At 67.6% G+C, this 18,310-nt stretch carries 21 protein-coding genes and 1 pseudogene; 6 read left to right on the top strand and 16 right to left on the bottom strand.

Going from position 1 to position 18,310, the window contains the following annotated elements:
• Positions 1 to 36: 36 nt before the first annotated feature.
• Entirely contained in the window at positions 37 to 261 is a 225-nt protein-coding gene (locus APZ15_RS42075) for a hypothetical protein (protein ID WP_072437498.1), read from the bottom strand.
• A gap of 413 nt (positions 262 to 674) precedes the next feature.
• Here APZ15_RS42075 and APZ15_RS02860 point away from each other — a divergent pair, with 413 nt between their 5' ends.
• Positions 675 to 1,226 carry a cupin domain-containing protein gene (locus APZ15_RS02860; RefSeq protein WP_027788947.1) on the top strand — a complete coding sequence of 184 codons (552 nt, stop codon included), beginning with the start codon at positions 675 to 677 and terminating at the stop codon, positions 1,224 to 1,226.
• A 97-nt stretch (positions 1,227 to 1,323) separates the two neighbouring features.
• The gene (locus tag APZ15_RS02855; protein WP_021162114.1) at positions 1,324 to 2,814 is read left to right on the top strand and encodes an aldehyde dehydrogenase; all 1,491 of its coding nucleotides are present in this window, start codon (positions 1,324 to 1,326) and stop codon (positions 2,812 to 2,814) included.
• 62 nt (positions 2,815 to 2,876) lie between these two features.
• Here the strand turns inward: APZ15_RS02855 and APZ15_RS02850 are convergent, their stop codons facing one another.
• The gene (locus APZ15_RS02850; RefSeq protein WP_021162112.1) at positions 2,877 to 3,077 is read right to left on the bottom strand and encodes a heavy-metal-associated domain-containing protein; all 201 of its coding nucleotides are present in this window, start codon (positions 3,075 to 3,077) and stop codon (positions 2,877 to 2,879) included.
• 363 nt (positions 3,078 to 3,440) lie between these two features.
• Between APZ15_RS02850 and APZ15_RS02845 the strand changes: the two genes are divergently transcribed.
• Together APZ15_RS02845 and APZ15_RS02840 are read left to right on the top strand one after the other, a co-directional pair.
• A complete protein-coding gene (locus APZ15_RS02845; RefSeq protein WP_027788948.1) occupies positions 3,441 to 3,773 on the top strand; it encodes a cupredoxin domain-containing protein in 333 nt (110 codons plus the stop codon).
• Between the two features lie 12 nt (positions 3,774 to 3,785).
• Positions 3,786 to 4,622, top strand: a complete 837-nt coding sequence (locus APZ15_RS02840; RefSeq protein WP_027788949.1) for an FTR1 family iron permease — start codon at positions 3,786 to 3,788, stop codon at positions 4,620 to 4,622.
• Between the two features lie 109 nt (positions 4,623 to 4,731).
• Here the strand turns inward: APZ15_RS02840 and APZ15_RS02835 are convergent, their stop codons facing one another.
• The 9 genes and pseudogenes from APZ15_RS02835 to APZ15_RS02800 all read right to left on the bottom strand — a co-directional run bounded on the left by APZ15_RS02835 (position 4,732) and on the right by APZ15_RS02800 (position 11,745).
• Positions 4,732 to 4,950, bottom strand: coding sequence for a hypothetical protein (locus tag APZ15_RS02835; protein WP_021162109.1), 219 nt, complete (start codon positions 4,948 to 4,950; stop codon positions 4,732 to 4,734).
• The gene (locus tag APZ15_RS02830; RefSeq protein ID WP_034195846.1) at positions 4,950 to 5,405 is read right to left on the bottom strand and encodes a hypothetical protein; all 456 of its coding nucleotides are present in this window, start codon (positions 5,403 to 5,405) and stop codon (positions 4,950 to 4,952) included. Before APZ15_RS02830 ends, APZ15_RS02835 begins: the two co-directional genes overlap by 1 nt.
• An 82-nt stretch (positions 5,406 to 5,487) precedes the next feature.
• A complete protein-coding gene (locus APZ15_RS02825; protein ID WP_027788951.1) occupies positions 5,488 to 5,808 on the bottom strand; it encodes a helix-turn-helix domain-containing protein in 321 nt (106 codons plus the stop codon).
• Positions 5,804 to 6,016 (bottom strand): annotated as a pseudogene (locus tag APZ15_RS38620) (type II toxin-antitoxin system RelE/ParE family toxin); the annotation flags it as partial. The gene APZ15_RS02825 and the pseudogene APZ15_RS38620, both read right to left, overlap by 5 nt.
• Before the next feature lie 125 nt (positions 6,017 to 6,141).
• Positions 6,142 to 7,959: a glutamine--fructose-6-phosphate transaminase (isomerizing) gene (glmS, locus tag APZ15_RS02820; RefSeq protein ID WP_027788952.1), complete on the bottom strand. Its 1,818-nt coding sequence runs from the start codon at positions 7,957 to 7,959 to the stop codon at positions 6,142 to 6,144.
• A 55-nt stretch (positions 7,960 to 8,014) separates the two neighbouring features.
• Complete coding sequence (gene glmU, locus APZ15_RS02815; RefSeq protein ID WP_027788953.1) at positions 8,015 to 9,376, bottom strand: bifunctional UDP-N-acetylglucosamine diphosphorylase/glucosamine-1-phosphate N-acetyltransferase GlmU; 1,362 nt, start codon at positions 9,374 to 9,376, stop codon at positions 8,015 to 8,017.
• 135 nt (positions 9,377 to 9,511) lie between these two features.
• On the bottom strand, positions 9,512 to 10,522 hold the full coding sequence (gene ttcA / locus APZ15_RS02810) for a tRNA 2-thiocytidine(32) synthetase TtcA (RefSeq protein ID WP_027788954.1): 1,011 nt from the start codon (positions 10,520 to 10,522) through the stop codon (positions 9,512 to 9,514).
• On the bottom strand, positions 10,519 to 10,923 hold the full coding sequence (locus tag APZ15_RS02805) for a dihydroneopterin aldolase (RefSeq protein ID WP_027788955.1): 405 nt from the start codon (positions 10,921 to 10,923) through the stop codon (positions 10,519 to 10,521). The genes ttcA and APZ15_RS02805 overlap by 4 nt, the downstream gene beginning before the upstream one ends.
• Before the next feature lie 78 nt (positions 10,924 to 11,001).
• A complete protein-coding gene (locus APZ15_RS02800; protein ID WP_049097788.1) occupies positions 11,002 to 11,745 on the bottom strand; it encodes an SDR family oxidoreductase in 744 nt (247 codons plus the stop codon).
• Positions 11,746 to 11,758: 13 nt separating this feature from the next.
• On the opposite strand from APZ15_RS02800, the gene APZ15_RS02795 reads away from it, so the two are divergent.
• Together APZ15_RS02795 and APZ15_RS02790 are read left to right on the top strand one after the other, a co-directional pair.
• A complete protein-coding gene (locus tag APZ15_RS02795) occupies positions 11,759 to 12,952 on the top strand; it encodes a class I SAM-dependent methyltransferase (protein ID WP_027788956.1) in 1,194 nt (397 codons plus the stop codon).
• Positions 12,953 to 12,964: 12 nt separating this feature from the next.
• Complete coding sequence (locus tag APZ15_RS02790; RefSeq protein ID WP_021163761.1) at positions 12,965 to 13,159, top strand: DUF2905 domain-containing protein; 195 nt, start codon at positions 12,965 to 12,967, stop codon at positions 13,157 to 13,159.
• Between the two features lie 24 nt (positions 13,160 to 13,183).
• Here APZ15_RS02790 and APZ15_RS02785 read toward each other — a convergent pair whose 3' ends face one another.
• From APZ15_RS02785 to APZ15_RS02765, 5 genes are all read right to left on the bottom strand, one after another.
• Complete coding sequence (locus tag APZ15_RS02785; RefSeq protein WP_021163760.1) at positions 13,184 to 13,405, bottom strand: hypothetical protein; 222 nt, start codon at positions 13,403 to 13,405, stop codon at positions 13,184 to 13,186.
• A gap of 112 nt (positions 13,406 to 13,517) precedes the next feature.
• A complete protein-coding gene (locus APZ15_RS02780) occupies positions 13,518 to 14,426 on the bottom strand; it encodes a carbohydrate kinase family protein (RefSeq protein WP_027788957.1) in 909 nt (302 codons plus the stop codon).
• Positions 14,423 to 15,703 carry an AGE family epimerase/isomerase gene (locus APZ15_RS02775; RefSeq protein ID WP_027788958.1) on the bottom strand — a complete coding sequence of 427 codons (1,281 nt, stop codon included), beginning with the start codon at positions 15,701 to 15,703 and terminating at the stop codon, positions 14,423 to 14,425. The genes APZ15_RS02780 and APZ15_RS02775 overlap by 4 nt, the downstream gene beginning before the upstream one ends.
• The gene (locus APZ15_RS02770) at positions 15,700 to 16,719 is read right to left on the bottom strand and encodes a LacI family DNA-binding transcriptional regulator (RefSeq protein WP_021163757.1); all 1,020 of its coding nucleotides are present in this window, start codon (positions 16,717 to 16,719) and stop codon (positions 15,700 to 15,702) included. The genes APZ15_RS02775 and APZ15_RS02770 overlap by 4 nt, the downstream gene beginning before the upstream one ends.
• Positions 16,720 to 17,092: 373 nt before the next feature.
• On the bottom strand, positions 17,093 to 18,298 hold the full coding sequence (locus tag APZ15_RS02765) for an IS110-like element ISBma3 family transposase (protein ID WP_027788961.1): 1,206 nt from the start codon (positions 18,296 to 18,298) through the stop codon (positions 17,093 to 17,095).
• Positions 18,299 to 18,310 lie beyond the last annotated feature (12 nt).

The following is an 18,310-nucleotide window of genomic DNA, read 5'->3' as shown; positions in this document are numbered from 1 at the left end:
GCAGACGAAACGAACGACGTAAAGAAAGGAGAGGCGCTACGGCAGCAGCGACGCCACTTCGTCGGTATCGACGGCGACGAATGCGCGTGCGGAAACGGCGTTGTGGCGCCGAACGGAACGACGGGAAAGGATGGTGTAGATCGACAGATGCTGCAGGCGAGGACTATGCCAGCCGCAACTGCCATCGGAAGGGGATGCCGCGCTGCGCGAACTTCGCGCCACGCTTCGATCCCACCTCACCAGAGGGCCACGGACTCTCACGATTACACTCGACTGGGTTGTTGAAAGTATTGAACACCCGACCGTTTCGACGCACTGGGCGTTTAAAATAATCAAGGCGCCGGTTACGCGTCATTTACATCGACGGGCATCAATTTTTGCGTTGCAATAACGCTTTTTGCTGCCGATGAACGCTTGATGACGCGAACCTGAGAGCCAGCATATACGAGCCAAAAACGGCGTCAAATGTTTTTTAACGGTGTTGCATCAGGGCTTTCCCGAGCAGTGCAAACAAAAGATTCGCAAACGGAATAATCGACGGGGTGTTCATTATTTCGAACGCCTTTCAGGGTTTTCCCCGCTGATGTGCGGCATAAAGTGATTAGAATATTCAACGGCTGTCCACTGCGTCGTTTCACTTTGTCATCGCACCTATCGTGTCCGAAACCGAATCGATGTCCACCGAAGTCGCCGAGCGCCTGCGTTTCGTGCGCAACAAGCATGGCCTGTCGCAGCGCGAACTCGCGAAGCGGGCCGGCGTGACCAACGGCACGATCTCGCTGATCGAACAGGGCCGCGTGAGCCCGTCGGTCGGCTCGCTGAAGAAGCTGCTGGAATGTATCCCGATGAGTCTCGCGGAGTTCTTCACGTTCGAGCTCATCGAATCGCGTTCGGTCGTGTCGCGTCGCGACGAGATGCCGAACCTCGGCAACGACACGCTCGCGTTTCATCTGGTCGGCGCGAGCGTGAAGGACCGCAACATGTGCATCCTGCGCGAGATCTACCAGCCGCACGCCGATACGGGGCCCGAGATGCTCGTGCACGCGGGGCACGAGGGCGGTGTCGTCGTGTCGGGCCGGCTCGAGCTGACCGTCGACGGCGCGACGTGGCTGCTCGACCCCGGAGACGGCTATTACTTCGAAAGCCGTTTGCCGCACCGTTTTCGCAATCCCAGCGCGGACCTGATCTGTGAGGTCGTCTCAGCCAATTCGCCGGCGACCTTCTGACCTCCCGACCGCGCATCACCGCATTCGCTGCCGGCCGGCTGCGCGTCACGCGCAGCGGCGCGTCGCATCGCGAATGCCAAAAAACTGAGGCATCCTGATGAACAAGTTGACTTTGGCTGACTGGCAGGACAAGGCGGCGTCGCTCGAGATCGAAGGGCGCGCATTCATCGACGGCGCGTCGCGCGACGCGCACGGCGGCAAGACGTTCGACTGCGTGAGCCCGATCGACGGCCGCGTGCTCGCGAAGGTCGCCGATTGCGGCGAAGCCGACGTGAACGCGGCCGTCGCGGCGGCGCGTCGCGCGTTCGACGCGGGCGTGTGGGCCGGGCTGAACCCGCGTGCGCGCAAGGCCGTGCTGCTGCGCTGGGCTGCGCTGATGCGCGAGCACCTCGACGAGCTGTCGCTGCTCGAAACGCTCGACGCTGGCAAGCCGATCGGCGACACGACGACGGTCGACGTGCCGGGCGCCGCGTATTGCGTCGAATGGTTCGCGGAAGCGATCGACAAGGTGGGCGGCGAGGTCGCGCCGGCCGATCATCATCTCGTCGGTCTCGTCACGCGCGAGCCGGTCGGCGTGGTGGCCGCCGTCGTGCCGTGGAACTTCCCGATCCTGATGGCCGCATGGAAATTCGGCCCCGCGCTCGCGGCCGGCAACAGCGTCGTGCTGAAGCCGTCGGAGAAATCGCCGCTGACCGCGATCCGCGTCGCACAGCTCGCGTACGAGGCCGGCATTCCGGCGGGCGTGTTCAACGTCGTACCGGGGGCCGGCGAGCCCGGCAAGCTGCTCGCGCTGCATCGCGACGTCGACTGCATCGCATTCACCGGCTCGACGGCAGTGGGCAAGCTGATCATGCAGTACGCCGCGCAGTCGAACCTGAAGCGCGCGTGGCTCGAACTCGGCGGCAAGTCGCCGAACATCGTGCTGCCCGATTGTCCCGATCTGGACCGCGCGGCGCAGGCGGCCGCCGGCGCGATCTTCTACAACATGGGCGAGATGTGCACGGCCGGCTCGCGGCTGCTCGTGCATCGCGACATCAAGGATGCGTTCATCGAGAAGCTCGTCGCGGCCGCGCGTGCGTACGTGCCCGGCAATCCGCTCGATCCGTCGGTGTCGATGGGCGCGATCGTCGACGGCATCCAGCTCGAGCGTGTGCTCGGCTATATCGAGGCCGGGCGCAGCGAGGGCCGGCTCGTCACCGGCGGTGCGCGCGTGAAGGCGGAAACGGGCGGCTTCTACGTGGAGCCGACGGTGTTCGAGGTGAAGCCGGATGCGAGGATCGCACGCGAGGAAATCTTCGGGCCCGTGCTGTCGGTGATCGTGTTCGACGACGTCGACGAGGCCGTGCGGATCGCGAACGATACCGAGTACGGGCTGGCCGCGGCCGTGTGGACGTCGAACCTGACGACCGCGCACGACGTGTCGCGCCGGCTGCGCGCGGGCACCGTCTGGGTGAACTGCTACGACGAGGGCGGCGACATGAACTTCCCGTTCGGCGGCTACAAGCAATCGGGCAACGGCCGCGACAAGTCGCTGCACGCGCTCGAGAAGTACACCGAACTGAAGTCGACGCTGATCCGGCTGCGCTGATGCACTGCGGGGCGCGGGCGCAGCGCCGTACGGCGTGTGCCCGCGCTCGCGTTGTGCGTAAGTTATGCGGTGCGCAGCGCGGGGTGGAAGCCGGCGGCTTCGATGATCGACTGCACGCGCTCGGCGCCTTGCGCCGACTCGACCTTGACGATCTTCGCCGCGACGTCGATGTCGAGCTTCGCGGCGGGATCGGCGGCCGTCACCGCGCGCGTGATTGCATTGGCGCAGCCGCCGCAGGTCATGTCCTGGACTTCGAATTCCATCGTGTTCTCCTGAGTTGACGATTGACAAGCATCGACAGCATGAAGCTTGCCACGGTGGGAAGGTCAAGCGTACGCGTGTCGACGAAGATCCGTGTCGCGGCTCCTGTGTGACGACGGTAGTGCGGCGACAGTATGTTGTAAAGGTGATGTCTGATGAATGGAGGGCGGGCCTTTGACGTCATTTGGCACTTGTCCCGATTGACGGCGAAGCGTTCAGGGCGAAGCGGGGCGGATGCCTTGCCGGGCAAGGCATGGCGGCACGCCATGAAGCACGATCACCATGTCGCCAGTAAGGGTACGCGAGTTGGAAATGCGAATCGATCTTAGTATCAGCTCCCTTCGATATTTCAATTCGTTACCCCCATGAACCGTTTTGCTTTCGGCTTTTCGCTGGCGCTGCTGGGCGCATCGGCAACGTCCGCATTCGCGGCCGACGATGTCGTCAACCTGACCCTGAAGGATCACAAGTTTTCGCCGGACGGCGTGACGATCCCGGCCGGCAAGAAGGTGAAGTTCGTCGTGAAGAATCTCGACGCGACGCCCGCCGAATTCGAGAGCGACGATTTCAAGGCGGAGAAGGTCGTGCCTGCCGGCAAGTCGGTGGAGATCCTGGTCGGGCCGCTGAAGGCCGGAACCTACGAGTTCCACGACGAGTATCACGAAGCGCAATCGAAGACGCAGCTGACCGTCAAGTAAGCGGATACGGACATGCTGTCGACTGCCCTGATCGTCTTTCGTGAAGTGCTCGAGGCCGCGCTGGTGGTGTCGATCGTGATGGCCGCGACGAAAGGCGTGCTGCGGCGCGGCTGGTGGGTCGGCGGCGGGCTGGCGGGCGGCGTGATCGGCGCCGGCCTGATCGCGGCGTTCGCCGACGTGATCTCGCAATGGGCGTCCGGCATGGGGCAGGAGGTCTTCAACGCGGGCGTGATGTTCGTCGCGACGCTGATGCTCGCATGGCACAGCATCTGGATGAGCCGGCACGGTCGCGAGATGGCGATGCAGATGACCGCGGTCGGGCGTGCCGTCGCGGCCGGTAGCAAGCCGCTGACGGGGCTCGCGATCGTGGTCGGCGTCGCGGTGCTGCGCGAAGGCTCCGAGGCCGTGCTGTTCCTGTACGGCATCGCGGCGGGCGATCCGGGACAGACACCGCAGATGATCGTCGGCGGGCTGCTCGGCGTGCTCGGCGGCGCCGGGCTCGGCTACGGGATGTATGCGGGCCTGCTGCAGATTCCGCTGAAGCGCCTGTTCTCCGTCACCAACTGGCTGATCGTGCTGCTCGCGGCGGGGATGGCCAGCCAGTGCGTCGGCTTCCTGCTCGCGGCAGGCCTCGTGCCGTCGTGGGGCGATGCGGTCTGGGATACGTCGTGGCTGCTCAAGGAATCGAGCATCGTCGGCAAGGCGCTGCATACGCTGATCGGCTACACCGCGCGCCCGGCGGGCATCCAGATCGTCGCGTATCTCGCGACGCTGGCCGCGATTGTCGGGCTGGCACGGTTCGTCGGCCGGCCGCAGGCGGCGGTGCGGCCGCCACGGGCCGCGGCTTGAGTTGTCCTGGTTCGAATGACAAAGGGGCGTCGATGACGCCCCTTTTTTCATTGCCGGCTCGCGGCCGACTCGTGTCCGGCGTCGATCACGGCGCGCAGGTTGCGCACGCTCAGCGGTGGCTGTCGATCCAGGCGCGGGCCCATTCGAGCCCCGCTTCGCGCGCGTCGTCCTCGGTATCGAACACGCCGAGCACGCCGGACGCCTCCACCAGCTTGTTGTTCTGCGTGATCGTGCCGCTCGCCGCGAAGCGCTCGGGCTGCAGGATCTCGTCCTGCTGCAGGATCGCGTGGCCCCAGATCTGGTAGCCGTGGTAGGTTTGCGCTTCCATTATCGAGTCACCTCCGCGGAGCGGTTGTGCGTGCCGACGCGCAGCACGTTGCCGTCCGGTGTGTATTGCCGCGGGATGTCGGAGTAATTCAGTGCGTGCTGCGCATCGGGCGCAGCCGGCTGCATGACCGTCAGGCGTCCCGGTGCGGGCTGCGCGACGGGGCGCGGAGCGGCCGGCGTCTCGGCCGCGGTGGCGGGAGGACGATGCGAGCCGGCTTTCACCGCCTGCGCGACGCGGCGCTTGTGCGGTTTCACCGCGGCTTTCGGCGTGGCATTCGCGTGCTTCTCCACGCTCTTGCCGGCGCGAGCATCGGCGCCGGTACGCGCGGCCGGCGTGCGGGCGGCCGGCTGCCGCGCCTCGGGCGGGTTCCAGACTTCGACGTAGTGCTCGGCGGCCCAGCCCGTCGACGCGAACGTCAGCGCCAGCAATCCGCATCCAAAGAGTCTTACTACCATTGTGTCTCCGTCATATTCGTTGCGGGGCGCGTCGCGGTATCCGGTGCGGGGGCGGCCGTGCAGGGGGATTCGGGGGGCCGGTTCAGGAGAACACCTCGAGCCCGTGTTTCTCGACGATCTGGAGCATCCGTGCGGCGATGCCGCTCGGCCGCTTGTCGCCCTGTTCCCATTGGCGGATCGTCGACGTCGTCGTGTTCAGGTAGAGCGCGAACACGCTCTGGCTGACATTGACGGATTTGCGGATGCGGGCGATGGCTTCCGGATCGAACCGCGGGGCGGCTTCGATGCAGAGATCGTCGTATTCGCGCATCGTCTTCTTGTCGATCAACGCGGCACGATAGAGGCCCGACGCGGCGCTGTGGGTCGCCTCCGTTGCGTCGCTCTTGAATCGACTCCTGGCCATTGCAAATCTCCACCCGCTCTTTCAGTGTGACCAGCGTCGCGATATCGGCGCCGGCGCGGCGCCCGACATTCGCGGCGAGCTTTCTGAAGGCACGCCGTTCGCGTTCGTCGATGTCGTCCCGGTCGGGCTTGGCGAACAGGAATACGAAAACCCGCGCCTGCCCGACCTTGCTCGGCACGATCCCGCGCTGCCGATTACCGGCACGTCGGGCCGATCAGGTCAGCACAGGATTATATGCCACTACGTGGTACATATTTCGACCTGCCCGAATGGCCTGCTTCGTGCCGATACGGGGTCGGGACGGCTTCGCGGGGCCGTCCCGGTCGTCCCGCCTTACTCCACCGTCACCGATTTCGCGAGGTTCCGCGGCTTGTCGACGTCGGTGCCGCGCGCGCACGCGGTGTGATATGCGAGCAGCTGCAGCGGCACGACGTGCAGGATCGGCGACAGTTGCCCGTAATGCTCCGGCATCCGGATCACGTGCAGGCCGTCGTCGTTGACGATCTGCGTGTCGGCATCGGCGAACACGTACAGCTCGCCGCCGCGCGCACGCACTTCCTGCATGTTCGACTTCAGCTTCTCGAGCAGCGTGTCGTTCGGTGCGACCGTGACGACCGGCATCGCTTCCGTGACGAGCGCGAGCGGCCCGTGCTTCAGTTCGCCGGCCGGATAGGCCTCGGCGTGGATGTACGAGATTTCCTTCAGCTTCAGCGCGCCTTCGAGCGCGATCGGGTAGTGCAGCCCGCGGCCGAGGAACAGCGCGTTTTCCTTGCGCGCGAATTCCTCCGACCACGCGATGATCTGCGGCTCCAGTGCGAGCACGCTGTTCAGCGCGGCCGGCAGGTGGCGCAACTGCTTCAGGAACCCGGCTTCCTGCGCGGCATCGACGTGACCGCGCAGCTTGCCGAGCGTCGCGGCCAGCACGAACAGCGCGACGAGCTGCGTCGTGAACGCCTTCGTCGACGCAACGCCGATCTCGGTGCCCGCGTGCGTCAGGAACTGCATTTCGGTGAGGCGCACCATCGCGCTTGTCGCGACGTTGCACACCGCGAGCGTGTGCGTGTGGCCGAGCGACTGCGCGTGCTTGAGCGCCGCGAGCGTGTCGGCGGTCTCGCCCGACTGCGAGATCACCAGCACGAGCTGGCGCGGATTCGGCACCGATTCGCGGTAGCGGTACTCGCTCGCGATCTCGACCTGGGTCGGGATCTTCGCGATCGATTCGAGCCAGTATTTGGCGGTGAGTCCCGAGTAGTAGCTCGTGCCGCATGCGAGGATCAGCAGGCTGTCGATCTCCGCGAACGCGGCGGGCGCGGCGTCGCCGAACAGCGTCGCGTCGAAGGCTTCGGTTTGCGGCACGGTATCGCTGATCGCCCGCGGCTGCTCGAAGATTTCCTTCTGCATGAAGTGGCGGTACGGGCCCAGCTCGACCGCGCCGCCGTATGCGCTGACCACACGGATCTCGCGCTGCGCGAGCGCGCCGTCCCGGTCGACGATCTTCACGCCGTCGAGCGACAGCTCGCACACGTCGCCTTCCTCGAGGAACGTGAAGCGGTCGGTGCTGCCCGCGAGCGCGAGCGCGTCGGACGCGAGGAAGTTCTCGCCGTCGCCGTGGCCGACCACGAGCGGCGAGCCCTGTCGCGCGCCGACGACGGTGTGCGGCTGGTCCTTGTGGATCACGGCGATCGCATACGCGCCGTGCAGCTGCTGCACGGCTTCGCGCACCGCGTCGAACAGGTTGCCGCGATACAGGCTGTGCACGAGGTGGGCGATCACTTCGGTGTCGGTTTGCGACACGAATTCGTAGCCCTTCGCGCGCAGCGCTTCGCGCAGCGGCTCGAAGTTCTCGATGATGCCGTTGTGGACGAGCGCGAGCGCGTTCGACGAGAAGATCGGGTGCGCGTTGTGCGTGACGGGCGCGCCGTGCGTGGCCCAGCGCGTGTGCGCGACGCCCGTCGTGCCTTCGAGATGCGATTCGCGCACCTGCGCGTCGAGATCGGCGACGCGTTCGACGCTGCGCGCGCGCTTCGGCGCGCCCGGCTCGAGCACGGCGACGCCGCACGAGTCGTAGCCACGGTATTCGAGGCGCCGCAAACCTTCGATCAGCACCGGAACGATATTACGTTGCGCAACTGCGCCGACAATGCCGCACATGAATGAGTCAGTCCTGTAAGTCGACGCGGGCGCCGTCGGGGCGCCCGCAAAAGGTTCAGCTTTTCTTCTTGACCGGGCGGACGTAGCCGCTCTTCGCGGTCTGGGTCTTCTCGTTCAACGCGAGCAGGCCTTCGGCCACGTCCTTCCAGATCGTCGTGCCGGCGGCGATCGTCACGCCGCGGCCGACGCGCACGGGCGCGACCAGCTGCGTGTCGGAGCCGACGAACACGTCGTCCTCGATCACGGTGCGGAACTTGTTCGCGCCATCGTAGTTGCAGGTGATCGTGCCCGCGCCGATGTTCACGCGCGCGCCGATGTCGGCGTCGCCGATGTACGTGAGGTGGTTCGCCTTCGAGCCGTGGCCGATCACCGCGTTCTTCACCTCGACGAAGTTGCCGACGTGCGCTTCGTCCGCGAGCTGCGCGCCGGGGCGCAGCCGTGCGTACGGGCCGATCACGGTGTGCGCGCCGAGCTCGGCGCCGTCGATATGCGTGAACGCGTCGATGCGCGTGCCCGCGCCGACCGACGCGTTGCGGATCACGCAGTTCGCGCCGATCGTCACGTTGTCCGCGAGCGTCACGTTGCCCTCGAACACGCAGTTCACGTCGATCGACACGTCGCGGCCGCAGCGCAGCGTGCCGCGCACGTCGACGCGCGCCGGATCGGCGAGCGTGACGCCGTCGACGAGCAGCGTTTCCGCGATATTGCGCTGATGAATGCGTTCGAGCTCGGCAAGCTGCGCCTTGCTGTTCACGCCGAGCGTTTCCCATTCCTCGTCGGGCTGCGCGGTGACGACCTCGAAACCGGCCTCGATCGCGAGTTCGACGACGTCGGTCAGGTAGTACTCGCCCTGCGCGTTCTCGTTCTTCAGTGCGCCGAGCCACATCGACAGCTGGGCCGTGGGCGTGACGATGATGCCCGTGTTGATCTCGGCGATCTTCAGCTGGTCGGGCGACGCGTCCTTCTGCTCGACGATGCGTGTGACGAAGCCGGCCGCGTCGCGCACGATGCGGCCGTAGCCGGTCGGATCGTCGAGCGTGACGGTCAGAATCCCGTAGCGGCCTTCGCGCGCGGCATCGACGAGGCGCTGCAGCGTGGACGCGCGCGTGAGCGGCACGTCGCCGTACAGCACGAGCGTCGGTTGCGCGGGATCGAGGAGCGGCAGCGCCTGACGCACCGCGTGGCCGGTGCCGAGCTGCTCTGCCTGCACCGCGAACTGGACGTCGGGCGCGGCGACGGCGGCCTGGACCTGCTCGGCGCCGTGACCGACGACGACGACGAGCCGGGACGGCTGCAGCGTGCGCGCGGTGTCGATGACGTGGGAGAGGAGCGGCCTGCCGGCCAGGGGGTGAAGCACTTTCGGCAGCGCGGAACGCATGCGCTTGCCGGTGCCTGCCGCCAAAATCACAATATTCATGGCGCCAGCTTGTCAGAGGAGTTCGAAGCCGACCATTTTAGCATGCGGCCCCTGCCGTTCCGGGCCTGTCGCGGCGGGGCGACGGCGCCGGAAAAGGGCCGCGCGGCCCCGTTCCGGCGGGTGTTCGGGCCCTGCTTACAGGTCGTCGAACTGGACGATCGAGATCGGCCGGGCCGCGATCGGCCGGGCGCCACCCGGCGCCGCCGCGTCGTCGCCCGATGCACACGGTTCCTCGTCGAACGCGATGTCGCCTTGCGGATCGGCCTCGCCGGTCGCGCGCAGCGACTGGAACGGGTACAGCGTCGTGTCCATCAGGTGCGACGGCACGACCTTCGCGAGCGCGTTGAACATGTTGTCGACGCGGCCCGGGAAGCGCTTGTCCCATTCGCGGATCAGCGCCTTCATTTCCGCGCGCTTCAGGTTCGGCTGGCTGCCGCACAGGTTGCACGGGATGATCGGGAATTCGCGAAGCTCCGCGTATTTCTCGAGATCGGTTTCCTTCACGTACGCGAGCGGGCGGATCACGATGTTCTTGCCGTCGTCCGACTGCAGCTTCGGCGGCATCCCCTTCAGCTTGCCGCCGTAGAACATGTTGAGCAGCAGCGTCTGCACGATGTCGTCGCGGTGATGGCCGAGCGCGATCTTGGTCGCGCCGAGCTCGCCGGCCACGCGGTACAGGATCCCGCGGCGCAGGCGCGAGCACAGCGAGCAGGTCGTCTTGCCTTCGGGCACGAGCCGCTTGACGATGCTGTAGGTGTCCTGGTTCTCGATGTGGAACGGCACGCCGACCTGCTTCAGGTACTCGGGCAGCACGTGCTCGGGGAAACCCGGCTGCTTCTGGTCGAGGTTCACCGCGACGATGTCGAAATCGATCGGCGCGCGCTCGCGCAGGCGCAGCAGCACGTCGAGCATCGCGTAGCTGTCCTTGCCGCCCGACAGGCACACCATCACCTTGTCGCCTTGCTCGATCATGTTGAAGTCGCCGATTGCCTGGCCGACCTGGCGCACGATCCGCTTGAACAGCTTGTTGTTCTCGTACGCTTCCTTCTGCTCGCGGCGCGTCAGCGCCTGGCGGCCGGCCGGGGCGGCGGCTGCGTCGTGGGTGGCGGCATCGGCCGCCGCGTCATTCATGTGGGGGGCGTTCATGCGCGCTCCTCGTCCTTGATGCGAAAGACTTCGACGCCGACGGCGTCGCAGTCCGGATAAGCGTCCGGTTTCTCGGTACAGACGCGTACCGCGCGCACGGCGTCGTGCGCCAGCAGGTGCGCGGCGATCGCGTCGCACAGCGTTTCCTGCAGGTGGATGTGGCCGCGCGCCACGCATTGCGCGACGCTCTGCTTCATCAGGTCGTAGTCGACGACTTCATGCAGCCGGTCGTCCACGGGAGTGGACATCGCGAGCGGCACGAACAGGTCGACGTTGATGACGACGCGCTGCTCGCCGCGCTTCTCGTGTTCGAAGGCACCGATGTTGATGTGCACTTCGTAGTCGCGCAGGTAGAGCCTGCGGCAGTCCGCGAGGCGGGGGTGCAGGAGAGCGGAAAACATGGTCGTCCCAGTCAAATTGGCGTGCGCACACGCAAAGCGGCGCGGGCGGCGGCAGTCAGGCCGCGCGATCCGCGCAGTTCATTCATTCGGGCCGGCGGCGGGCGGCACGAGGTGCTCGCCGCCGTCGACGGTCAGCGTCGCGCCCGTGACGCCGGGCGCGCTCGCGAGATAGCAGGCGGCCGCGGCGATGTCGTCCGCGTGCGCCGCGTGGCCGCGCACGAGCGCCGCGACCCGCACCTTCGGCGCCAGCGCCAGCGCCAGCGCCGACGTCGCGCGGTTCAGCGCGGCCTGCATCAGCGCGTGCGACAACTGCGCAGGCGCAGGGTGAAACAGCGCCTGGTCCAGCACGTGGATCGCGCATGCGCGCAGCGCTTCGTGCTCGCGTGCGGCGTCGGGCGTCGCATCGGCGAGCGCGCGGGCCAGCGCGAGCGGCGCCGTCACGTTGCGCGCGAGTGCGCCGGCGAGCGATGTGCCGTCTACCGTGTGCGCGTCGTCGGCGCCCGCGCGGGCGCTCACGAACACCGCGCACGCGGGCCGGCCGAGCGCCGCGCCGCACGCGGCGACGAGTGCGGCGGCATCGGCTTCCAGGGCCAGATCGGCGTCGAGCACGACCGCGCGGCGGCCGAGCGCCGCGACTTCGGCGACGAGCGCGTCGGCGGCCGCATGCGGCGTGCCGGGGCTGCGCTGCAGCGCGACGTCCCAGCCGTGCCGGGCGAATCCCGTCGCGAGCGCACGACCGATCGACGCGGCGTCGGCCGCGCTGCCCAGGGCACCGGTGACGAGCGCCACGCGCAGGGTCGACGTATCGGCTGAAACGGTCATTTACAATGCCGGGATGAACCCGAAAGCTCACGAACCCGCTAGTTTACCTGCTCCCGGCCCTGACGCGCTCGCGCAGTCCGAAACCCTTGCCGCGCAACTGCGCGACGAGATCGCGGCGGCCGGCGGCTGGCTGCCGTTCGACCGCTTCATGGAGCGTGCGCTGTACGCGCCCGGCCTCGGCTATTACAGCGGCGGCGCGCGCAAGTTCGGGCGCCGCGCCGACGACGGCAGCGACTTCGTCACCGCGCCCGAGCTTTCGCCGCTGTTCGCACAGACGCTCGCGCAACCGGTCGCGGAAGCGCTCGCGGCGAGCGGCACGCGTCGCGTGATGGAATTCGGCGCCGGCACGGGCAAGCTCGCGGCCGGTCTGCTCGCGGCGCTCGACGCGCTGGGCGCCGGACTCGACGAATACCTGATCGTCGACCTGTCCGGCGAGCTGCGCGAACGGCAGCGCGACACGATCACGGCCGCCGCGCCGGCGCTCGCCGCGAAGGTGCGCTGGCTCGACGCGCTGCCCGAGCGGTTCGACGGCGTCGTGGTCGGCAACGAGGTGCTCGATGCGATGCCCGTGCGCCTGTTCGCGAAGGCGGGCGGCGCATGGCAGGAGCGCGGTGTCGCGCTCGACGCGCGGCAGGCGTTCGTGTTCGAGGACCGTCCTGCTGCGCCGGCCGGCCTGCCGGCGGTGCTCGCGGGACTCGGCGAGGCGGGCGACGGTTACGTGACCGAGACGCACGAGGCCGCGCTGGCGTTCACGCGCACCGTCTGCACGATGCTCGGGCGCGGCGCGGTGCTGCTGGTCGACTACGGCTTTCCCGCGCACGAGTACTACCACCCGCAGCGCGACCGCGGCACGCTGATGTGTCACTACCGGCACCATGCGCACGACGATCCGTTCCTGTACCCGGGGCTGCAGGACATCACCGCGCACGTCGAATTCACCGGCATCTACGACGCGGCCATCGCGACCGGCGCCGACCTGCTCGGTTACACGTCGCAGGCGCGCTTCCTGCTGAACGCGGGCATCACCGACGCGCTGGCCGCGATCGATCCGTCGGATATTCGTGAATTCCTGCCGGCCGCGAACGCGGTGCAGAAGCTGATTTCCGAGGCCGAGATGGGCGAGCTGTTCAAGGTGATCGCGTTCTCGCGCGGCATCGACGGCACGCTCGACGCGTTCGCGCGCGGCGATCGCTCGCACGCACTCTGACGGGAGCCCGGCATGCTGCGCTGGCTGTTGACGACGTTCGTCGCGGTGATGATCCTGACGCGCTGCTGGCCGTGGCTCGGCAAGCTCGGCATCGGGCGGATGCCGGGCGACGTCACGCTGACGCTCGGCGGGCGGCGCTACCCGTTCCCGTTCATGTCGACGCTGGTGCTGACGATGCTGGTATCGATGGTGGCGCGGCTGCTCTGAGCCGCGCCTGAAGGTCGGTGCGCGTTACAGCTCGATCTCGCCGAGAATCCGGTGCGCGAGCGCTTTCGCCTCGTCGAACGCCTCTTCCTCGCTGGGGCTCGTCGAGTGGACGTCGTAACGCGTGTTCTCGGTGTCGTCGCCGTCGTCGCGCGAGAGGATCACGTAACCCTGGAACTGCCCGTTGCCCGCGTGCTGGGTATGCGCCTTGGCCGTGTAGATGCCTTTCGTGAACGTGTTCGTGTCCATGGTGCTCTCCCGCAAAAGGACACTTCATCGTAGCACTGCGGCGCAGCATGTACAGCGCCGCTTATCGGTGACCGAACAGCGTCCGGTCACCGTTCGTGCCATCGGCGTGCCGTCAGCGTTCGATCAATGCGACGACCTCGTCGAGCGTCGGCGCGTGCGCACCCGTATGCCGGCACGCCGCGGCACCCGCGGCCAGCGCGAACACGAGATGCTCGCGCCACGTGCGCTGCGGCGCGGCCATCAGGCTGAACAGCATGCCGCCGATCGACGCGTCGCCCGCACCGACGGTGTCGGCCACCTCGACGCGCGGCGGGCTGGCTTCATGCACGTCGCCGTCCGCGTAGAGCGTCGCCGCCTGTGCGCCGCGCGTGACGAGCACGGCCGCGCGCGGGTTCAGCGTGCGCACCGCGGCAATCGCGTCGGGGCCGTCGCCGCCGAACAGGTGCCGCAGGTCCTCGTCGGACACCTTGATCAGGTCGGCGAGCGCGGCCATCTTTTCCAGCGTCGGCCGGTACGCGGCCGTCATCAGGTTCCGGACGTTCGGGTCGAAGCTGATCTTCACGCCGCGCGCGTGCAGGTCGGCCGCGAGCGCGGCCAGCGTGCCGGCGAGCGGCTCGCGCACGAGGCTGATGCAGCCGAAATGCGCCCATTTCACGTGGTCGGTCCAGCCGGCCGGCAGCCGCGCCGGATCGAACGCGAGATCGGCGCTTGCTTCGCCGATGAAGAAATACGCGGGCGGGCGTGTCTCGTGAACGATCGCGAGCAGCGGCGGCCGTGCGACGCGCTGCAGGAAGCGCAGGTCGAGCCCGGCCGCGTCGCTCGTGCGCCACAGCACGTCGGAGAAGCAGTCTTCGCCGATCGATCCCGCGAGCGCGCTCGGCACGCCGAGCCGCGCAACCGCGCGCGCGACGTTCCAGCCGGCGCCGCCCGGTACCGACGTCCATTGCGCATCGCCCGCGCGCACCATGTCGGTCAGGATGTCGCCTGCCGACACGAAAGCCGGAAACGTGCCGCCGCTCATTGCGTCGGCTCGCTGCGCTGCGCGCGCGCGAGGGTTGCCAGCACGTCGTAGCACGCGCCCATCGTGTGATAGTCGGTCTTGCCGGCCGGGCTCTTCTCGTCGCTGTACTTGCGGTTGTCGCAGGTGAGGATGCGGTACCACGCGCCGTAGCGGTGATCGACGAAGTGCGCCCAGCTGTAGCGCCAGATCTCGTCGTACCAGTCCCAGAAGCGCTCGCTGCCGGTGCGCGCGCCGAGCATCGCGGCCGCCGCGAAGGTCTCCGCCTGCACCCAGAAATACTTGTTGTGGTCGCAGATCGTGAAGTCGGGGCCGAAGCCGTAGTACAGGCCGCCGTGGTCGGCGTCCCATGCGTGCGTGAGCGCGGCGTCGAACAGCTCGGCCGCGCGCGGCACGAGCCAGTCGAGCGGGCGGTGCCGCTCGAGGATCAGCAGCAGCTTCGCCCATTCGGTCTGGTGCCCGGGCTGGAAGCCCCACGGGCGGAAGATGTTCGAGCTGTCTTCCTTGTTGTAGTCCCAGTCGACCGACCAGTCCGCGTGGTAGTGCTCCCACACGAGCCCGCCCGACAGCGCGGCCTGGCGCTGTGTGATGTGCGACGCGAGCTTTTCCGCGCGATCGAGGTACGTGAGGTGCCCGGTCGCCTCGTGGGCCGCGAGCAGCGCCTCGGTCATGTGCATGTTCGCGTTCTGGCCGCGGTACGACGACACGATCCAGTTCGGCGTCGCGTCGTCCGCGTAGAGGCCCGCGGCTGCGTCCCAGAAGCGGTGCTCGGCGAGCTCGTAGGTGGCCGCGATCAGCGGGCGTGCCTCGTCGATGCCGGCCATCGTCGCGTGCGCGGCCGCGAGCAGCACGAACGCGAGCCCGTAGCAGTGGCGCGTGCCGTCGAGCGTCGCGCGCTTCGCACCGTCGCGCCAGTCGAGTTCCCAGTCGTAGCCCTGCAGTTCGTCGTCCCAGTGCGCGTCGCGCAGGAAGCGCAGCCCGTGGCGCGCGTATTCCAGGTGGCGCGGATCGCCGAAGTGCCGGTACGCCATCGCGTAGTTGAAGACGAACCGGCAACTGCTGACGAGGTGGCGCGACGTGCGGTTGTAGATGCTGCCGTCGTCGCGGAAGTAGTGGTAGAAGCCGCCCGTCGGGTCGAACGCGTTCGTTGCGTAGAAGCGCAGCGTGTCCTCGATGTGCGACAGCAGGAACGACGGATCGCGGAAACTCGCGACGAACGGCGCGGCTTGCGTGTGGGCGGCCGGCGCGGCCGTGCAGGGTTGGACCGGGGGCATGTTCATGATTCGGTGACCGTGGCGGTATCGAGTGCCGGGGAGCCGGCGGGCTGACTGCTGGCCCGCACGATCAGCTCGACGGGCAGGGAAATCTCGGTGCGTTCGGGCGAGTCGGCGAGCAGCAGCTCGACGCCGCGGCGGCCGAGCGCTTCCTTGTCGACCGCGAGCGTCGTGAGCGGCGGGCTCGCGTGCGCGGCGGCCGGGATGTTGTCGAAGCCGACGATCGCGATGTCGTCCGGAATCCGCAGGCCGCGCGCGGTGCACACGCGCTGCGCGGCGAGCGCGGCCGCGTCGTTGTACGCGAACACGGCTTCGGGGCGCGGGCCCGGCGCGTCGAGCAGCTGCTCCATCGCGCGCGCGGCGCCCGTGTCGGGATCGAGCCCCGCGTCGATCGTCACTTCGTAGGCGGGATCGAACAGCCGCCCGGCTTCGAAGAACGCGCGCCGGTAGCCGATCGCGCGCTGCGCGATGCTGTAGTGCGCGGGCGAGCCGCCGATGAATGCAATCCGCGTGCGGCCGGTGGCGAGCAGGTGACGCATCGCGAGCGCCGCACCCGTTGCGTTGTCGATGTTCACCGAGCGCAGGCCGGGTGCCCACAGGTCGATCAGCACGAGCGGCCGGCCGGTCGCGGCAAGCGCCTCGATCGTCTCCGGTTCGATGAAGCCGGCCACCGCGATCGCGTCGGGCGCGTGCGGGCGCATCTGGCGCAGCACGTCGTCGTTCGGCCCGACCGTGAGCAGCGTCGGCACGATGCCGCGCTCGCGGCAGGCGTCCTCGACGCCGTGCAGCACGTGCGAGAAGAACGGGCTGGCCGGAAAGCGGTTGTGCTGGCGATGCAGCAGGAAGGTGAGCCGGCGGATGCGCGGCCGCAGCTGCGCGGGATCGTAGCCGAGCCGCTGCGCGATCTCGACGATGCGCGCACGCGTGGCTTCGGACAGGCCCGGCTGGTTTTTCAGCGCGCGGGAGACGGTGCCGATCGAGACCTCTGCCGCCCGCGCCACATCGCGAATGGTGGTACCCATCGTTCGGGGTCCGGTTTGTTTAGGGTGGAAGCGATTGTATAGTAAAACGTATCGCGGAATTCGGGCCGGATAACCGGGGAATACCCGAAAATTACCGGTTTTTAAGCGCTAATCTGCGAAAACGACGTTACTAAAAATACTAAACAAAACGCGAAAAAGGCAAGGTGGACGTGCGGGTGTCCGGCGAGCGGGAAGTGGCGGTCAGCGTGCCGGGCACGCGTGCCCGGCGGCTTGCTCAGGCCGGCGGGAAGGCCGGGCGCAACGACCGGCCCGGCAGCGCGGCGGGCGTCCGGGCGTGACGGACGACGGCGCATCGCCGCCGCATCGGACACCTCGCGTGCGCGAACGAGGGGGGGTGCCCCTATGTTGTTCGTCAAGCGTTAGGGGCTGACTTGGGTTGGTAAATGGTTCCGTCACGCAGCATGGCGAACAGGACGTCGCAGCGTCGCCGCGCCAGCGCGATGAGCGCTTGGTTGTGGCGCTTGCCCTGCTGGATCTTGCGGGAGTAATAGGCCCGTGAGACTGGGTCTCGTAAGGCCGCGAAGGCGGATAGGAACAAGGCGCGCTTGAGCACCTTGTTGCCCCGTCTAGATGGGTGCTCGCCACGGATCGACGATCCTGAGCGCCGGGTGACCGGCGCGAGGCCTGCGTAGGCCGCCAGATGCGCGGCGGAGGCGAAGGCTTTATGGGCGACTTCGGTCAGGAGTCTGGCAGCGGTCCTGACGCCGACTCCCGGCATGCTGGTCAGGACCGGCCAAAGAGGGTGAGCAAGCACCAGCTGTTCCACTTCGGCAGCGACCTCGTCGCGCTGCTTACGCAAGGCCGCAAGCTGCTGGGCCAAACGAGGCATGACGATGGTGGCAGCTTGCGTGCCGGGCACGGTCACGGCTTGTTCGCTCAGAGCCTGAACGATCTCGGCCGCCAAGCTCTTGCCCATGCGCGGCGCGAGCTTAGTCAGGCGGTTGGCGAGCGTCTTCTCGCTGGTTGAGGCAAGCGCGGCGGGCGACGGGTAGCGCTCAAGCAGATCGAGCACCGCCGGATGGTCGAGGCGCGGTCCGAGAACGCGCTCGAGCGCTGGATGGATCTGGGTAAGCAGGCCGCGAATGCGGTTGCTGGTTTGAGTGACCTGAGCGGCGAGATCATCGTCGAAGCCGCACAGCATGGTGAGCTCGGCGAGTTGCTCGTCAGCCAATCGAAGCGAGCGCAGCGTATGCGGCATCGAGCGGGCGGCTTCGGCAATGATCGCGGCATCGCGGGCATCGGTCTTGGCTTCACCTGCGTGCAGATCGGCGATGCGGCGCATGGCCAGTCCCGGCAGATAGGCGACGAGCACGCCTTCAGCGCGAGCGACGGCCACTGGCAGCGCTCCGATGGTGGAAGGCTGATCGACGACGAACAGGAGTCGACCATGAGTCTTGAGTTCGGCGATGAGGGCGCGCAGCTTGGCCTCATCGTTGGGCAGCGCTTTGTTGTACAGACGCTTGCCATTTCGATCGAGTGCAACAGCGTGATGCTGGCCCTTACCGACGTCAACGCCGACGAAAACATCGACGGCGTCATGCTGTTGAGTGTCTTGCATCGCAGTTTGTGC

Source organism: Burkholderia cepacia ATCC 25416 (genome assembly GCF_001411495.1).
GTDB lineage: Bacteria > Pseudomonadota > Gammaproteobacteria > Burkholderiales > Burkholderiaceae > Burkholderia > Burkholderia cepacia.
The sequence above is the reverse complement of the archived record's forward strand: the minus strand, read 5'-3'. Positions and strand labels throughout refer to the sequence as shown.